This window comes from Nocardioides mangrovi (assembly GCF_020073815.1).
Classification (GTDB): Bacteria; Actinomycetota; Actinomycetes; order Propionibacteriales; family Nocardioidaceae; genus Nocardioides; species Nocardioides mangrovi.
This window is the reverse complement of the sequence record NZ_JAIQZJ010000006.1, coordinates 144,586-160,926: the sequence shown is the minus strand read 5'-3', so window position 1 is coordinate 160,926 and position 16,341 is coordinate 144,586. Positions and strand designations below refer to the sequence as shown.

Genomic DNA, 16,341 nt, shown 5'->3' with positions numbered 1-16,341 from the left:
CCCCATGACCCAGGCCAGCACCAGCGCCGCCCCCACCCCGCCCGCGGACGACACCCTCGACCCCGAGCTCAAGCGGATCGCGATCGCCGTCATCACCGGCGCCGTCGCGGTCATCCTCGACACCACGATCGTGAGCGTCGCACTGCACGACCTCAGCGGCGCGCTCGACGCCTCCGTCGAGACGATCCAGTGGGTCAGCACCGCCTACCTGCTCGCGATGTTCGTCAGCATCCCGGTCTCCGGGTGGGCGCAGAGCCGGCTCGGCGCCAAGCGCCTCTGGCTGGTGGCGCTGGCGATCTTCTTCCTCGGCTCGGTGCTGTGCGCCCTGGCCTGGAACGCCGAGAGCCTGATCGCCTTCCGCGTCGTCCAGGGACTCGGCGGCGGCGTGATGATGCCGCTGATGACGACGATCCTCATGCAGGCCGCCCACGGCCGGAACCTCGGCCGCCTGATGGCCGCGGTCAGCCTCCCGGCCGCGCTCGGGCCGATCCTCGGCCCCGTCGTCGGCGGCCTGATCCTCGGCGGGCTGAGCTGGCACTGGCTCTTCCTGGTCAACGTGCCCTTCTGCGTGGTCGGCATCGCGCTCGCGGTCCGGATGCTGCCGGCCGACCCGCCGACCACCCGGATCCCGCTCGACGTCGTCGGGCTCGGCCTGGTCGTCCCCGGAGTCGTGGGCGTCATCTACGGGCTCTCGCAGGTCGGCGGCGAGGACGGCTTCGGCAGCCCCGACGTGCTCGTCCCGCTCGTCGGCGGCCTCGTGCTGATCGCCGCGTTCACCGGCTGGGCCCTCCGTCGCGGCTCGAGCGCGCTCATCGACGTACGGCTCCTGCGGCACCGGCCGCTCACCGTCTCGACCTCGCTGATGTTCCTCGCCGGCGCGGCGCTGTACGGCGCGATGCTGCTGCTCCCCCTCTACTGGCAGATCGTGCGCGGCCACGACGCGCTCGGGGCCGGGCTGCTGCTCATCCCGCAGGGCGTCGGCGCGCTCGCCTCCCGCACCGTGGCCGGCCGGCTGACCGACACGATCGGCGGGCGCTGGGTCGCGGTCGTCGCCTTCCTGGTGATGTGCGTCGCGACGGTCCCCTTCGCGTTCGCCGACGCCAGCACCCCGCAGTGGTGGCTGCTGCTGGCGCTGCTGGTGCGCGGCTTCGGCATGGGCGCCGCGTTCATCCCGCTGATGACGCTGGCCTACCAGGGCCTCGAGCGGCACGAGATGCCGGACGCCAGCATCTTCACCCGCACCGCCCAGCAGGTCGGCGGCTCGTTCGGCGTCGCGGTGCTGGCCGTCGTAGTGGCCAACGTCGGCTTCGACGAGGCCTTCTGGTGGTCGATCGCCTTCACGCTGGTGGCGGCGATGCTGTCCCTGCTCGTGCCTGCGCGATCGTCGTCACCCGCCCCCGCTCCGGGTCCCAGCGCCGCAGCTCGGTGAGGCGCAGCTCGACGTCGGCGTGACCGAGCAGGTCGACGACCCGCTGCGCCTCCGACCGCGGCAGCCGGCGCGCGATCGTCACGTGCGGCAGCCAGCCCTCGTGCTGGTGGTCGGGCACCTGCACGCGCACCGCGAGCACCCGGCGTACGACGTCGTCGGCGATGTCCACCGCGCGCGCGACCGTCAGGCGCTCGCCGCCGAGGAGCAGGAGCCCGGCCGCCCGGGCACGCACGGGGAGCATCGCGCCCAGCCGTGCGCGGGCGACGTCGACGGCGTCCTCGGGCAGCTCGGCCGCCGACACCACGGTCACGTGCGGGGTGTTGGTCGGGCCGGTGTGGTCGAGCATCGACGGCAGCCCCGCGTCGCGCAGCGCCTGCCAGTCCCGGAGCACCGCGTCCCGGCCCTCGTCGTCCGGGACGAGCTCGAGCGCGTGCAGTCGGGGCATCGGCCCATTCTGGCTTGTCCTGCGTCACAATGTCGGGTGTGGCGTCGGGTGGGACGGGAGCGGACAACGGCGGTGGGCTGACCAGCGTCCCTGCCGAGATGCTGCGGGTCGGTGAGGACCTCGACCTGCAGCGCGTGCTGCAGAGCGTGACCGACACCGGGACCCAGCTCAGCGACGCCCAGTTCGGCGCCTTCTTCTACAACGCGATCGACGCCGACGGCGACATCTACCAGCTCCACGTGGTCTCGGGCGCCGAGGCCGAGTCCTTCACGAAGATGCCGGCGCCGCGCATCACCGAGCTCTTCGAGCCGACCTTCAGCGGCGAGCGGACCGTCCGCGTCGACGACCTCCGCGACGGCCCCTACCGCGGCCACATGCCGCCCGGCCACCTGCCGGTCCGCTCCTACCTCGCCACGCCGGTCATCGGTCGCGACGGCACGGTCATCGGCGCCCTGCTCTTCGGTCACCAGGAGCCCGACGTCTTCGACGACCGCACGGAGGCCACCGTCATGGCGGTCGCCGCGCAGGCGGCGATCGCGATCGAGAACGCCCGGCTCTACGAGAAGGAGCAGAACGCCCGCCGCGACGCCGAGGAGGCGCGCGAGCTGCTGCGCCGCCACGTCGCCGAGGTCACCGAGGCGTCGCTGACGCTCCAGCGCTCGCTGCTCCCCTCGGAGATCCCGGTCGTCGACGGGCTCAGCGCGGCCGTCCGCTACCTCCCCGCGGTCGCCCACTCCGAGGTCGGGGGCGACTGGTACGACGTGGTCGCGACCGAGGGCGACACCATCACGCTGGCCATCGGCGACGTCCAGGGCCACAACATGCAGGCCGCCGCCGAGATGGGCCGGCTGCGCACCACGCTGCGCGCCTACCTCGCGGAGGGCCACCGGCCCGCCGACGCGCTCGCCCGCACCAACCGGCTGACCGCCTCCGACTACTCCGAGGCGCTGCTCGCGACCTGCTGCCTGATCACCATCGACCCGCGCAACGGCGAGGCGAGCATCGTGCGGGCCGGCCACCCGCTGCCGGTGCTGCAGCGCGCCGACGGCTCCGTCACCGAGATCGCCCTGCACGCCGGGCCGCCGCTCGGGGTCTACCCCGACCAGGTGTGGAAGGAGGAGCGGCTCCGCTTCGGCCACGGCGACCGGGTCGTGCTCTACACCGACGGCCTCGTCGACGTCCGCGGCGCGGGCACGGGCGGGCGGCTCGACGAGCTCCTCGCGGTGCTCGAGACGCTCGCCACCGCCTCCCCCGACGACGCCGCCGACGAGGTGCTGCGGGTGCTCGGCCGCAACGCCGACGACGACGTCGCGCTCGTCGTCTGCGACATCGCCCCGACCGACCACGTCGTCACCGTGCGCACCCCCGGGCAGGTCGCGCTCGCCCGGTCCCTCGTCACCGACCTCCTCGAGTCCTGGGAGCTGCCCGACCTGGTCCCGCTCGCGACCCTGGTCGTCTCCGAGCTGGTCACCAACGGGCTGCGCCACGGCGGCGGGTACGCCGACCTGCTGATGCGGCGTACGGCGCACGGCGTCCGCCTCGAGGTCACCGACTCCGACCCGGTCGCACCACTGCTGGTCGACGCCGACCCCGACGCCGAGGGGCACCGGGGCGTGATGCTGGTCGACGCGGTCGCCGCCGACTGGGGCGTCGACTCCGACCCGTCCGGCAAGACGGTCTGGGCCGAGCTCGTCCCCCACCTCGACTGATCGCTAGGGCACGAGCTCGGGGTCGAGGAAGGCGTCGATGCCGGCGATCGCGCCGGCGTCGTCGAAGGTGAGCAGGTTGAGGCTGTGGGCGAGGAACGCCCCGACCTGCTCGTCCCAGACGTGCTTGCCGACCGCGACCTGGCCGTTGGCCGTCGTCGCCGTGCACGACCAGCGCCGCCCCGGGCGCAGCGGGGCGCGGACCAGGAAGCCCTGCACGTCGGCCCGTCCGGAGTACCACTCGCCGAAGGGCGGCATCGCCATCACCACGTCGTCGGCGAGCAGCGCCACGACGGCCTCGATGTCCGCGCTCTCCCACGCCGCCATGAAGGACGCGACCGTGGCCTGCACGGCGTCGTCGCCGAGGTCGCGGAGCACCCGCTGCTGGCTCCGCTCGGGCGCGCGGTCGTGCAGTGTGGCGCGGGCGCGCTGGAGCGCGCTGTTGACCGCCGGCACCGAGGTGTCGAGCGCGGCCGCCACCTCGGCGGCCGGCATCGCGAGCACGTCGCGCATCACCAGGGTCGCCCGCTGCAGCGGCGGCAGGTGCTGGAGGGCCGCGACGAAGGCCAGCTCGACCGACTCCTTCTGCTCGTAGACGGCGTCCGCCGGGGTCGACGACCAGGAGAGCCCGGCCCCGGGCAGCGGCCCCAGCCAGACGGTCTCGGTCAGCGGCGGCGCGAGTCCGGCGGCCGGGTCGGCCGCCGGCGACAGGTCGACCGGGCGCAGCCGGCGGCCGCGACGCTCGATCTCGCGCAGGCACACGTTGGTCGCGATCGTCACCAGCCAGGTGGTGAGCGCGCTGCGCCCCTCGAACCGGTCGATGCCGCGCCAGGCCCGCACCAGCGTCTCCTGCACGGCGTCCTCGGCGTCGTGGGAGGAGGCGAGCATCCGGTAGCAGTGGAGCAGCAGCCCGGGGCGCAACGGAGCGACGAGCTCGTCGAACGCGGCCGTGTCGGTGCTGCTCATGACGCCATGCTCGCAGCGGCCGCCGACGTACCAGCGGTGACGGGAGCGCGCCGCCGGGCGGGGAGGGCCAGCCCGGCGAGCGCGCCCGCCAGGGAGAGCGTCGCCGCAGTGACCATCGCCGGGACGAAGCCGTCCACGAAGTCCTCCGGCGAGGCGTAGCCGCCGTGCGCGCCGAAGACCGCCACGGTCAGCGCGACGCCGAAGACGCCGCCGAGCTCGCGCATGGTGGCGTTGACGCCGGACGCCGTGCCCACGTCCCGGTCCTCGACCGCCGCCACCACGGCGCTCTGGCCGCACGGCACCGCCATCGAGACGCCGACGCCGCCGACCACGAAGGGGCCGAGCGCGTCGAGGTAGTCGCCGCCGGCCGTCACCGTGGCGGCGAACCACAGCATCGCGAGCCCTTGGACCGCCAGCCCGACGACCAACAGTGGGCGCTCGCCGATCCGGTCGGCGAGGTTGCCGGCGATCGGCGCGACCACGATGAAGGTCCCGGTCCACGCCATCAGCCGCAGACCGGCCTCGAGGGCGCTGTCGCCGAAGGCGAACTGGAGGAGCTGGCCGTAGAAGAAGACCGCCGAGAAGAGCGAGGCCAAGGTGAGGAAGGCCGCCACGTTGCCGGCGACGAAGCCGCGGCGGGCCAGCAGCCTGCCAGGGATGAGCGGGCGGGCGGCGTACCGCTCCCACGCGACGAACCCGGCGAGCAGCGCGGCTCCGGCGACGACGGTCCCGACCACCTCGCCGGAGCCCCAACCCTCGGTGGTGCTGCGGACCAGCGCCCAGACGAGGGAGAAGCAGCCGGCCGCGAGCAGCAGCACGCCCGGCAGGTCGAGGGTGCTGTCGGGCACCCGGGCCTCGGGGACGTAGCGGAGCACGAGGGGTACGGCGACCAGCCCGATCGGCGCGTTGACCCAGAAGATCCACTGCCAGTCGAGCCCGCCGACGACCAGGCCGCCGACCAGCGGACCGCACGCCACGGCGATGCCGGTGACCGCGCTGTAGAGCCCGACCGCCTCCCCGCGCCGCTCGGCCGGGAAGGCCGAGGTGAGCAGCGCCAGGCCGAGCGTGAGGACCAGCGCGCCACCGGCGCCCTGGATCGCGCGCATCGCGATCAGCAGGCCGGGGCCGTCGGCCAGCGCGCAGCCGATCGAGGCGAGCGCGAAGAGCGCGATGCCCGCGGCGTACGAGCGGGCGCGGCCGAGCCGGTCGCCGAGCACCGCCGCCGGGACGAGCAGCACGGCGAGGCTCAGGTTGTAGGCGTTGACGGTCCACTCGACCTGGGGCAGCGACGCGTGCAGGTCGCCGCGGATCGTGGGGATCGCCGTGGAGACCACCAGCGTGTCGATGGCGGCCATGAAGGAGCCGATCGAGGTGAGCACGATGACCCACCGTCGGTGTCGTGCGTCGAGCATGTCGTCCTCCCGGAACGGGGCAGCCGCCGTCGGCTGCCTGTGCTCGTGTGATCCGCCCCCTCGCCCGAACTCATCGGTGCCCCTAAGGTGCGCCCATGAGCCTCCTCGCCAGCTGGACGCAGGGCAGCCACGAAGCCGACGGCACCACGCACCCGACGTACCGCAAGGGCAGCGGCCCGGGCGTCATCGTGATCCATGAGATCCCCGGCCTCACGCCGGACGTGATCGGCTTCGCCGAGGAGGTCGTCGACGCGGGCTACACCGTGGTGCTGCCGCACCTCTTCGGCGAGCCGGAGGCGCCGATGAGCCCGATGGTGATGGCGAAGGTCTTCCCGAAGGTGTGCGTGAGTCGGGAGTTCACCACGATGGCGACCGGGCAGACCTCGCCGATCGCGGGCTGGCTGCGGTCGCTCGCGCGGTCGCTGCACGCCGAGCTCGGCGGACCGGGCGTCGGCGCGCTCGGCATGTGCTTCACCGGCGGCTTCGCCCTGGCGATGATGGTCGACACCTCGGTCGTCGCGCCCGTCCTCGCGCAGCCGTCGCTGCCGTTCCCGGTCGGCAAGAAGCGCGCGGCCGACCTCAACCTCTCCCCCGCCGACCTCGCCGACGTACGCGCCCGCGCCGCCGGCGGCTGCCAGGTCCTCGGCCTCCGCTACGCCGGCGACATGGCCACCGGCACCCGCTTCGAGACCCTCACCCACGAGATCGGCGACGCCTTCATCCGCGTGGAGTTCGACGGCAAGGGCCACTCCACCCTCACCGAGCACCGCCAGCAGGAGGGCGTCGACCGGGTCCTGGCCTTCTTCGCCGACAAGCTGGTCGGTTGACCCGACGGATCTGCGGGGTCCGATTCCCGCCAGAACGAAGCGCGTCGGGGGCCGACGCTGGAGGTATGACGCTCACCATCCACGCGCTGCCCGACGACGCCCTCGTGGACCCGACTTCTCAGGGAACCCCGTCACTTCTCAGGCGTTGCAACGCCTGAGAAGTGCAGGATTCACCGGTGCACCGGTGAATCCTGCATTCCGCGATGGCTCGCCTCAGACCGAGAGCACGATCCCGGACGTGGGGACGCCGGTGCCGGCGGTGACGAGGACGTGCTCGACGTTGGGGACCGGGTTGACCGAGGTGTTCCGGATCTGGCGGACGCCCTCGGCGATGCCGTTCATGCCGTGGATGTAGGCCTCGCCGAGCTGGCCGCCGTGGGTGTTGATCGGCAGCTTGCCGCCGAGCTCGATCGCGCCGTCGGCGATGAAGCCGGGCGCCTCGCCCCGGCCGCAGAAGCCGAGCTCCTCCAGCTGCATGAGCACGTACGGCGTGAAGTGGTCGTAGAGGATCGCCATCTGCATGTCGTCGGGACCGAGGCCGGACTGTCGCCACAGCTCCCGACCGACGACGCCCATCTCGGGGATGCCGATGTCGTCGCGGTAGTAGGACGTCATGACGTACTGGTCGACGCCGCTGCCCTGCGCCGCAGCCGAGATGTACGCCGGCTTCTGCGCCAGGTCCCGGGCCCGCTCCGCGGAGACGATGACCAGCGCGACCGCGCCGTCGCTCTCCTGGCAGCAGTCGAGCAGGTGCAGCGGGTCGACGATCATCCGCGAGGCCTGGTGGTCCTCGAGGGTGATCGGCTTGCCGTAGAAGAAGGCGTTGGGGTTGGTGGCGGCGTGCCGGCGGTCGGCCACGGCCACTCGCCCGAAGTCCTCCGAGGTCGCGCCGTACTCGTGCATGTAGCGGGTCGCCTGCATGGCCACCGTGGCGGCCGGGGTGCCGAGGCCCATCGGGTAGGACCAGGCGTTGTCGAGGCCGTTGGTGTTCACCTGCGTCGCGGCCGCGAGCGAGACCTGGCCGAAGCGCGACTCCGAGCGCTCGTTGAAGCCGCGGTAGGCCACGACGCAGTCGGCGACGCCGGTCGCGACGGCCATCGCGGCCTGCTGCACGGTCGCGCAGGCCGCGCCGCCGCCGTAGTTGATCCGGCTGAAGAAGCGCAGCTCGCCGCAGCCGAGCTCGCGGGCGACGGCGATCTCCGAGGAGGTGTCCATCGTGAACGTCGTGAAGCCGTCGACGTCGGCGGCGGTCAGCCCGCAGTCGGCGAGGGCGTGGCGCACCGCCTCGACGGAGAGCTGGAGCTCGGAGCGGCCGGACTCCTTGGAGAACTCTGTCGCGCCGATGCCGGCGATCGCGGCCTTGCGGTAGAGGCTCATCCGGCCACCACCCGAACGGTCCCGGTCACGTGGTCCCCGAGGGAGACGCGACCGACCACGGAGATCGTCGCGACACCGTCCTCGACCGCGTCGACGGTGCCGCTGAAGGTCAGCGTGTCGTAGGGGTGCGCGGGCGCGCCGAGGCGGATCGCGATCCCCTTGAGCTCGGCGTCGTGGCCGGCCCAGTCGACGACGAACTTCTCGACGAGCCCGTTGGTGGTCAGGATGTTCATGAAGATGTCCTTCGACCCGGCCGCCTGCGCGACGTCGCGGTCGTGGTGGACGTCCTGCCAGTCCCGGGTCGCGATCGCCGTGCTCACGATCGTGGTCGGGGTCATCGGCAGGCTCCACTCGGGGAGCTGCTCCCCCGCGCTCAGCGTCCTCATCAGGCCTTCCTCCAGATCGGCAGGGTCAGCTCGTCGTCGATGCGGTTCCAGTCCACGCGCAGCCGCATGCCCACCTCGATCTCGTCGTCGGACACGTCGACCACCTCGCCGACCATCCGGACGCCCTCGTCGAGGTCGACCAGCGCGATCACGATCGGCAGCTCCTTGCCGGGGACCGGCGGATAGCGGTGCACGACGTACGAGAAGACGGTGCCGGTGCCGGCCGCGACGTCGTAGCCGCGGTCGTAGGCCTCGCAGGACTGGCACGCCGGGCCGGGCGGGAAGCGCTTGGCGCCGCAGGCGTTGCACTTCTGGATCCGCAGCTCGCCGACCTGGGTGCCCTCCCAGAAGAAGCGGGAGTCGCGGCCGATCATCGGCCGGATCACGCCGGCGGTCATCAGCCCTTCTCCTTCGGGATGAACTTGAGGACCCGGAAGAGCATTGTCGCCACGACCTCGTCGCCGACGTACCAGGTGTTGCGCGAGGTCACGAAGTAGCCCTGCCCCATCGCGGTGTTCTTCGGTCCGACCACCGAGTCGAGCGCGCTGGTCACGCGGAGCTGCTCGCCGACGCGCAGGTAGCGCTCGTAGCTCTGCTCGCAGTTGGTGCCGAGGACGGCGGTGTAGCCGACCTCGGTGAGGTACTCCGTCATCCGGCTCAGCGGATCCTCCGGCGGCCGGCGTCGGCCGAGGCCGGGCATCGTCCACACCTGCGCCATCGACGGCGGCGCCTCGCCCTGCCGGAAGCGGTCGTTGTCGTAGCCCATCGCGTCGAGCCAGGTGCCGATCGTCGGCTGGTTGACCTCGTACGGCGCCTGCGACTCCGACGCCTCGCCGAGCGCGATGATCCGGTCGGCCTCGGCGCGGATCTTCTCGTGGAGCGCGTCGTCGCTCATCGGGGCACCCGGGGAAGCGAGAGCCCGAACATCGCGATCAGCTCGCGCTGCACCTCCTGTACTCCGCCACCGAAGGTGAGGACGAGGTTGCGCTTGGACTGGCCGTCCAGGTAGGTCATCAGGGCGTCGGTCTCCGGATCCGCAGGGTCGCCGTAGCGATGGACGATGTCGACGAGGTCGGCCGCGAGGTGCTGCACCTGGTCGGCGGCGAAGACCTTCGAGGACGACGCGTCGCCGACCGAGATCTCGCCGATCGCGGCCGCGCGCGCGACCTCCCAGTTGAGCAGCTCGTTGACCCGGAAGACCGTGGTGACCTCGCCCATCACGCGGCGTACGTCGGGGCGGTCGATCACGCCGGCCTTCGTGGCCCACTCCGCGACCTTGTCGCGCAGGCCCTCGAGCCGGCCGGCCGGGCCGAGCATCACGCGCTCGTGGTTGAGCTGGGTGGTGATCAGCTTCCAGCCCTGGTTCTCCTCGCCGACCAGCATGTCGACCGGCACCCGCACGTCGTTGTAGTACGTCGCGTTGACGTGGTGGGACCGGTCGGCGGTGATGATCGGCGTGAAGGAGTAGCCCGGGTCCGTCGTGTCGACGATGAGGATCGAGATGCCCTTGTGCTTGGGGGCGTCCGGGTCGGTCCGGCAGGCGAGCCAGACGTAGTCGGCCTGGTGGCCGCCGGTGGTCCAGAGCTTCTGGCCGTTGACGACGTAGTGGTCGCCGTCCCGCTTGGCGGTCGTGCGCAGCGACGCGAGGTCGGTGCCCGCGTCGGGCTCGCTGTAGCCGATCGCGAAGTGCACGTCGCCGGCCAGGATCCGCTTGAGGAACAGGTCCTTCTGCTTCTCGCTGCCGTAGCGGATCAGCGTCGGGCCGACCGTCTGGAGGGTCACCGCCGGGAGGTGCACGTCGGAGTACTGCGCCTCGTTGGCGAAGATCGTCTGCTCGATCTCGCCGAGCCCGTGGCCGCCGTACTCCTGCGGCCAGCCGACGCCCATCCAGCCGTCGTCGCCCATCTGCTTGACGACGCGCTGGTAGGTCTCGCCGTGCCGGTCGAGCGCCATGTCGCGGTGCTCGTTCTCGCTCGCGAGGCTGCCGAAGTAGGCGCGCAGCTCGGCCTTGAGCGCGCGCTGCGCCTCGGTGAGCTCGAGGTTCTTGCTCGCCGCCGACTCGACGTGGACGTCCTCGGCCTGGGCGCCGAGCGCGTGCGAGATGTCGGTGACCCACGAGAAGTAGCGGTGCATGGGGTAGGTGATGTCCACGCCCATGCCGCCGTGCAGGTGGTGACAGGTGCGCATCGCCTGCGGCGCCTCGTGGCAGGTCCAGTACGCCGCCACCGCGAGGTCGTCGGCCACGTCGAGGCCCTCCGCGATCCGCCACGCGGCGTTGCGCGCGGCCAGGTCGAGGGTCCGCGAGGCGATGTAGACGTCCGCGATCTGCATCGCGACGGCCTGGAACTCCGCCAGCGACCGGCCGAACTGCGTGCGTCCCTTGATGTACGTCGCGGTCAGGTCGCGCGCCCCCGCGACCACGCCCGCGGCCGTCAGGCAGAGACCGGCGACCGCCAGCTCGCGCAGCACCCGGGCCGCGTCGGCGCCGGCCAGCAGCTCGGCGGGCGCGCCGTCGAGCACGACCGTGTGCTGGGTGGTGCCGAAGGACGAGTGCGACTCGAGCAGCTCCACGCCAGCGCCCTGCGGGTCGACCAGCGCGACGACCGGGCCGTCGGCCGAGGTGGCGCTCACGAGCAGCCGGGAGGCGCGGTCGGCGTAGGTGACGCCGATCTTGCGGCCGGTCACCGTGCCGTCGGCGTACGACGTCGCCGGCTCCGCCGGGATCGCGCCGCCGACCTCGCGCAGCGCGGGGGTCAGGACCGTCTCGCCGCCGACGACGCCCGCGAGCAGCGCCTGCTGCCCCTCGGAGCCCGCGGCCGCGATCGTCAGCACGCCGCAGCAGAGGGTCTCCCAGACAGGGAGCTGGATCGCCCGCTGCCCGGTCTCGTCGAGGAGGACGGCCACGGCGGCCAGGCCGAGGCCCTCGCCGCCCTGCGCCTCCGGCACCGGCAGCCCGAGCAGCCCGGCGGACGCGAAGGCCGCCCAGGTCTTCTCGCCCCCGATCTCCTCGGCGTCCTCGCGCTCGATCGCGCGGTCCAGCGCCTCACGGACGACCGAGCGGACCGCCTCGATCTCCTCCGGTTCCTGCGTCACGTGCATCTCCTGCGAGCGTCTCGGGTACGGACGGGTTGCGAAACTGTAACCTGTTCTACTCTAGCCACAGGCGAAGGTCGAGAGGGAGGTTCGCCCGCGTGCCCCTGCCGTCTCCGCGAGCGCTCGTGAAGCGCAGCGTCTACGTCCCGCACGTCCGGATCCCCGAGGGCCGGATGGTCGAGCTGCCCGGTCGCGGGTCGACGTACGTCACCGACACGCCCGGCCCCGACCCGCACTCCCCGACCGTCGTGCTGCTGCACGCCGTGGGGTGCACCGGGCTGCTGACGTGGTTCCCGGCGATCGAGCCGTTGTCGCGGCGCTTCCGGGTCGTCACCCTCGACCAGCGCTGGCACGGCCGCGGCATCCAGAGCGACGACTTCTCGCTCCAGGACTGCGCCGACGACGTCGCCGCGCTGGTCGGCGTGCTCGGCCTGGAGGACGTCATCGTCGCCGGCTACTCGATGGGCTCGATCATCGCCCAGCGGGTCTGGCGCCAGCACCCGGAGGTCGTGGCCGGGCTCGTGCTCTGCGCGACCACCGACCGCTTCCGCTCGTCGGTGGCCGAGCGCGCCTTCCACCAGGGCATGGAGGTCACCATGCTCGGCGCCCGCGGGCTCTCCCGCTCGCGCACCGCCGCGCGGGCCGCTCGTACGGCGGGCCGCGCGACCGCCCGGGCCCTCGACATCGCCCCGCGCGACATCCACGACTGGGCGGTCGAGGAGTTCCGCAGCACCAGCCCGTGGGCGGTCGCCCAGGCCGTCGCCGCCCTCGGCCGCCACCACTCGCGCCCGTGGCTGGGCCGCATCGACGTCCCCACGGCCGTCGTGGTCACCACCAAGGACAAGGTCCTGCCGCCACGCCACCAGGTTTCGCTGGCGCGCCGGATCCCTGGCGCCACCATCCACGAGGTGGCCGCCGGTCACGCCGCCTGCGTCATGCAGTCCGAGCGCTTCGTGCCCGCCTTCATCGAGGCGGTCACCACCGTCAACGCACGTCGGCGCGACTTCCGCTCGCGTCCTTCTTCTTCCGTGCGCTCCGCGCGCGCTTGATCGGGGTCGGCTCGGTCCGGCCGGCGACCGCGGCCTTGAGCGCGGCGAGCTCGGCCGGGAAGCGCTGGACGAGGTCCTCGACCTCGGGCATCGACTCGCGGCAGGCGATGATCCCGACGTGCACGGTGCCGCGGTTGGACATCACCGTGATGTTGAGGCCGGCGCCGTGGAAGACCGGGCCGAGCGGGTAGAGCCCATCGATGCGGGCGCCCACGAAGTAGAGCGGCACCGGCGGTCCGGGCACGTTGGAGATGACCAGGTTGTGCACGACCGGGTGGCGCTCGGGCAGCTTGAGCCCGGCGTACGCGCGGACGGCGAGGCCGAAGGTGCGCGGCGCGGCGAACTCCGCCCAGTCCTGCAGCGAGTCGGCGCTGATCGCCTGGTGGTGCTCCTTGGCGTTGCGGTTGGCCTCGGCCATGTCCTGCAGCCGCTCGAGCGGATCGTCGGTGTCGGTGCCGAGCTTGGCGAAGAGCGCCGACACCTTGTTGGCGCCGCCGGTACGCCGCGACTCCTCGCGCACCGACACGGGCACCGAGGCGAGCAGGGAGCTCTGCGGCAGCTCGTCGCGGTCGTCGAGGTAGGAACGCAGCGCGCCGCCGGCGACGGCGAGGACGACGTCGTTGACGGTGGTCCCGGTGGCGTTCTTGATCTGGCGGATGTCGGCGAGGCTCATGTCGGCGAGCGCGATCGCGCGGTGGCCGGTGATGGTGCCGTTGAAGGACGTGCGCGGCGCGTTGAACGGCGCGGCCATCGCCGTACCGGACCGGGCCCGGTCGATCGTCTTCGCGACCAGCTGCACCGACGGCGTCACCAGGCGTACGGCGTTGAGCGGCCGGGTCGCGAAGCCGACCACGCCGCGGGCGAAGAGCTCGGCCTGGCCGGGCTCGTGCTCGGTCGACCCCGGCGCCTCCTGCTCCATCGGCGGGGCATCGGGCTCGAGGCTGCACAGGTGCGAGACCAGGTTGGAGCCGGAGACGCCGTCCACGGTCGCGTGGTGCATCTTCGAGAAGACGACGACCTTCTCGGTGTCCTCGTGGTGGTAGCCCTCGATGACCCACATCTCCCACAGCGGCTTGGAGCGGTCCAGCGGCAGGCCGGCGAGATGACTGGTGAGCTCGACCAGCTCGGCGTACCCGCCCGGCGACGGCAGCGCGAGCCGGTGGACGTGGTGGTCGATGTCGAAGTGCTGGTCGCGCACCCAGATCGGGTGGTCGATGCCCATCGGCACCTTGCGCAGCTTGCGGGTGAACTCCGGGACGTCGCGGACCCGGCGGTCCAGCTCGTCGCGGAAGGAGGGGTAGGCGTAGCCGTCCGGCATCGTGCTGGTGTCGAGCACGATCACGCCGCACACGTGCATCAGCTGCGCGGGCGTCTCCAGGTACAGAAAGCTCGCGTCGAGTCCCGACAGCCGCTCCATGGGTGCCTCTCCCTCCGGTGGAACCTGTTCTCGTTCCTCAACGAAGCCTGCCCCCGAACGGCACGGGTGACCCCTCTCACCGATCGTCCGCGTTGCTTCTACATTGGTGGACATGGGGTTCCTGCGACGACAGCTCGTCACCGCCGCTCTCACCGCCAACGCGATCCGCCCGGTGCCGGGCTTCCGGGCCGGCATCCCGGCCTTCTTCGCGGGCTGGCTCACCACCGAGCTGGCGCCGCACCTGATGGCGCTGACGGCCGCCGACACGGCGGGCCACGTCGTACGCCGGGGCCGACGGCGCAGCCGGGCAGGCCTGGCGCTCGCCGCCGCCAACCTGCTCGGCCAGGGCTTCCTCGTCGACCAGGCCAGGCGGGTGCAGAAGACCGCCGAGGACGCGCTCACCGACGGCATCGGCGCCGACTACGCCGAGCAGCTCGACGCGCTGCCGACCCCGGCCGAGCTGGCGACGCCGTGGCGGTCGCTGGTCAACCCCTTCCGGATGCGCAACGACGCCGTCGTGGTCGACAAGAACGTCCCCTACGACGCCGAGCACGGCAAGCGCGGCCTGCTCGACGTCTACCGGCCGGCCGCCGGCACCATCCGACCCGACGGCGGCCGCGCCCCGGTCCTGCTCCAGGTCCACGGCGGCGGCTGGACGATCGGCAACAAGGACCAGCAGGGCATCCCGCTGATGCAGCATCTCGCCGCCAAGGGGTGGGTCTGCGTCGCGATCAACTACCGGCTCGCGCCGCGCGACCCCTTCCCCGCCCAGATCATCGACGTCAAGCGGGCGATCGCCTGGATCCGCGAGCACATCGAGGAGTACGGCGGCGACCCCGACTACATCGCGATCACCGGCGGTTCCGCCGGCGGTCACCTGACCGCGCTCGCCGCGGTGACGCCGAACGACCCGGCCTACCAGCCCGGCTTCGAGGACGCCGACACGTCGGTGGCGGTCGCGGTGCCCCACTACGGCGTCTACGACTTCGCCGGCTCGACCGGGCTGCGCAGCGCCGAGCTGATGCGCGACACGTTCCTGGCGCCGCGCGTCGTGAAGCGCCGCTGGGACGACGCGCCCGAGGTCTTCGAGGCCGGCACGCCCCTGCTGCGCGTGGGCAAGGACGCCCCCGACTTCTTCGTCCTCCACGGCGCCCACGACTCGCTGGTCTCCGTCGAGCAGGCCCGGCTCTTCGTCGCGCGGCTGCGCGAGGTCTCCGGCGCGACCGTCGTCTACGCCGAGCTGCCCGGCGCCCAGCACGCCTTCGACGTCTTCCCGTCGATCCGCTCCGCCCACGTCGTACGCGCGATCGACCGCTACCTGCACTGGCACTGGAACGGCTGGCGCCGCGAGCAGGCCGCTCAGCTCGGGGAGGTCGGCGCATGAGCACCACCGCGGAGCGCGCGTCGGAGCTGCTCGCCCTCCACCGGGCGCCGGAGATCCTCACCGTCGTCAACGTCTGGGACGTCGTCAGCGCCCGGGTCGTGGCCACCACCCCGGGCACCACGGCGCTCGCCACCGCGAGCCACTCGATCGCGGCGACGCTGGGCTACGAGGACGGCGAGCACATCCCGCTCGACCTGATGCTCGACATGGTCGGCCGGATCGTCGCCGCCACCGACCTGCCGGTGACCGCTGACCTCGAGGCCGGGTACGGCGACCCGGCGGGCACGATCGGCCGGGCGATCGACCTCGGCGTGGTCGGCGCCAACATCGAGGACCAGATGCGACCGCTGGCCGACGCCACCGGCAACGTCGAGGCGATCATGGCCGCGGCCGCCGCGGCCGGCGTCCCCGACTTCGTGCTCAACGCCCGCACCGACGCCTTCCTGCTCGCCGGTGACCGACCGCGGGCCGACGTGCTCGCCGACGCGGTCGAGCGGGGCCGCGCCTTCCTCGACGCCGGCGCCCCGGTCGTCTTCGTCCCCGGCCTGCTGAGCGAGGACGAGATCGCCACCCTGGTCGCGGCGTACGGCGACCGCCGGCTCTCCACCATCGGCGTGCCCGGCAGCGTGCCGCTCCCCCGTCAGCAGGAGCTCGGCGTCGCGCGGGTCTCCTACGGCCCCTACTCGCAGTCCGCCGCCCTCACCGCCCTCCAGGAGCTCGTCGAGTCCGTCCACGCCGGCGGCGGACTTCCGGACGGACTGCGTCGGTTGAACTGAGTGCGGTCGGCCCTTGCAGCATTCACCGGTGCACCGGTGAATGCTGCACTTCTCAGGGGTTGCAACGCCTGAGA

General features: G+C 72.6%; 15 protein-coding genes. 6 read left to right on the top strand and 9 right to left on the bottom strand.

Going from position 1 to position 16,341, the window contains the following annotated elements:
- Positions 1-4 precede the first annotated feature (4 nt).
- Positions 5-1,429 (top strand): MDR family MFS transporter, encoded by a 1,425-nt coding sequence (locus K8U61_RS11665; RefSeq protein WP_224123192.1) that lies wholly within the window; start codon positions 5-7, stop codon positions 1,427-1,429.
- Here K8U61_RS11665 and K8U61_RS11660 read toward each other — a convergent pair.
- The gene (locus tag K8U61_RS11660; protein ID WP_224123191.1) at positions 1,338-1,874 is read right to left on the bottom strand and encodes a 2'-5' RNA ligase family protein; all 537 of its coding nucleotides are present in this window, start codon (positions 1,872-1,874) and stop codon (positions 1,338-1,340) included. The two genes, K8U61_RS11665 and K8U61_RS11660, sit on opposite strands and share 92 nt — an antisense overlap.
- A 38-nt stretch (positions 1,875-1,912) precedes the next feature.
- Between K8U61_RS11660 and K8U61_RS11655 the strand changes: the two genes are divergently transcribed.
- Positions 1,913-3,583 carry an ATP-binding SpoIIE family protein phosphatase gene (locus K8U61_RS11655; protein ID WP_224123190.1) on the top strand — a complete coding sequence of 557 codons (1,671 nt, stop codon included), beginning with the start codon at positions 1,913-1,915 and terminating at the stop codon, positions 3,581-3,583.
- A gap of 3 nt (positions 3,584-3,586) precedes the next feature.
- On the opposite strand, the gene K8U61_RS11650 is transcribed toward K8U61_RS11655, so the two are convergent.
- Positions 3,587-4,546, bottom strand: a complete 960-nt coding sequence (locus K8U61_RS11650) for an RNA polymerase subunit sigma-70 (RefSeq protein ID WP_224123189.1) — start codon at positions 4,544-4,546, stop codon at positions 3,587-3,589.
- Positions 4,543-5,958 carry a DHA2 family efflux MFS transporter permease subunit gene (locus tag K8U61_RS11645; RefSeq protein WP_224123188.1) on the bottom strand — a complete coding sequence of 472 codons (1,416 nt, stop codon included), beginning with the start codon at positions 5,956-5,958 and terminating at the stop codon, positions 4,543-4,545. The genes K8U61_RS11650 and K8U61_RS11645 overlap by 4 nt, the downstream gene beginning before the upstream one ends.
- A gap of 95 nt (positions 5,959-6,053) precedes the next feature.
- Between K8U61_RS11645 and K8U61_RS11640 the strand changes: the two genes are divergently transcribed.
- Entirely contained in the window at positions 6,054-6,785 is a 732-nt protein-coding gene (locus tag K8U61_RS11640; RefSeq protein ID WP_224123187.1) for a dienelactone hydrolase family protein, read from the top strand.
- 213 nt (positions 6,786-6,998) lie between these two features.
- Here the strand turns inward: K8U61_RS11640 and K8U61_RS11635 are convergent, their stop codons facing one another.
- The 5 genes from K8U61_RS11635 to K8U61_RS11615 are packed head-to-tail and all read right to left on the bottom strand — an operon-like array spanning position 6,999 to position 11,647.
- Positions 6,999-8,162, bottom strand: a complete 1,164-nt coding sequence (locus tag K8U61_RS11635; protein ID WP_224123186.1) for a lipid-transfer protein — start codon at positions 8,160-8,162, stop codon at positions 6,999-7,001.
- Positions 8,159-8,548 (bottom strand): MaoC family dehydratase, encoded by a 390-nt coding sequence (locus tag K8U61_RS11630; protein WP_224123185.1) that lies wholly within the window; start codon positions 8,546-8,548, stop codon positions 8,159-8,161. The genes K8U61_RS11635 and K8U61_RS11630 overlap by 4 nt, the downstream gene beginning before the upstream one ends.
- A complete protein-coding gene (locus K8U61_RS11625) occupies positions 8,548-8,946 on the bottom strand; it encodes a Zn-ribbon domain-containing OB-fold protein (protein ID WP_224123184.1) in 399 nt (132 codons plus the stop codon). Before K8U61_RS11625 ends, K8U61_RS11630 begins: the two co-directional genes overlap by 1 nt.
- Positions 8,946-9,443, bottom strand: a complete 498-nt coding sequence (locus tag K8U61_RS11620; protein WP_224123183.1) for an FAS1-like dehydratase domain-containing protein — start codon at positions 9,441-9,443, stop codon at positions 8,946-8,948. The genes K8U61_RS11625 and K8U61_RS11620 overlap by 1 nt, the downstream gene beginning before the upstream one ends.
- On the bottom strand, positions 9,440-11,647 hold the full coding sequence (locus K8U61_RS11615) for an acyl-CoA dehydrogenase family protein (protein WP_263427016.1): 2,208 nt from the start codon (positions 11,645-11,647) through the stop codon (positions 9,440-9,442). Before K8U61_RS11615 ends, K8U61_RS11620 begins: the two co-directional genes overlap by 4 nt.
- 92 nt (positions 11,648-11,739) lie before the next feature.
- Here K8U61_RS11615 and K8U61_RS11610 point away from each other — a divergent pair, with 92 nt between their 5' ends.
- On the top strand, positions 11,740-12,690 hold the full coding sequence (locus K8U61_RS11610) for an alpha/beta fold hydrolase (RefSeq protein WP_224123181.1): 951 nt from the start codon (positions 11,740-11,742) through the stop codon (positions 12,688-12,690).
- On the opposite strand, the gene K8U61_RS11605 is transcribed toward K8U61_RS11610, so the two are convergent.
- On the bottom strand, positions 12,626-14,107 hold the full coding sequence (locus tag K8U61_RS11605; RefSeq protein WP_224123180.1) for a WS/DGAT/MGAT family O-acyltransferase: 1,482 nt from the start codon (positions 14,105-14,107) through the stop codon (positions 12,626-12,628). The two genes, K8U61_RS11610 and K8U61_RS11605, sit on opposite strands and share 65 nt — an antisense overlap.
- 112 nt (positions 14,108-14,219) lie before the next feature.
- Here K8U61_RS11605 and K8U61_RS11600 point away from each other — a divergent pair, with 112 nt between their 5' ends.
- Both K8U61_RS11600 and K8U61_RS11595 read left to right on the top strand, forming a co-directional pair.
- Entirely contained in the window at positions 14,220-15,491 is a 1,272-nt protein-coding gene (locus K8U61_RS11600) for an alpha/beta hydrolase (RefSeq protein WP_224123179.1), read from the top strand.
- On the top strand, positions 15,488-16,267 hold the full coding sequence (locus K8U61_RS11595; protein ID WP_224123178.1) for an isocitrate lyase/PEP mutase family protein: 780 nt from the start codon (positions 15,488-15,490) through the stop codon (positions 16,265-16,267). The genes K8U61_RS11600 and K8U61_RS11595 overlap by 4 nt, the downstream gene beginning before the upstream one ends.
- Positions 16,268-16,341 lie beyond the last annotated feature (74 nt).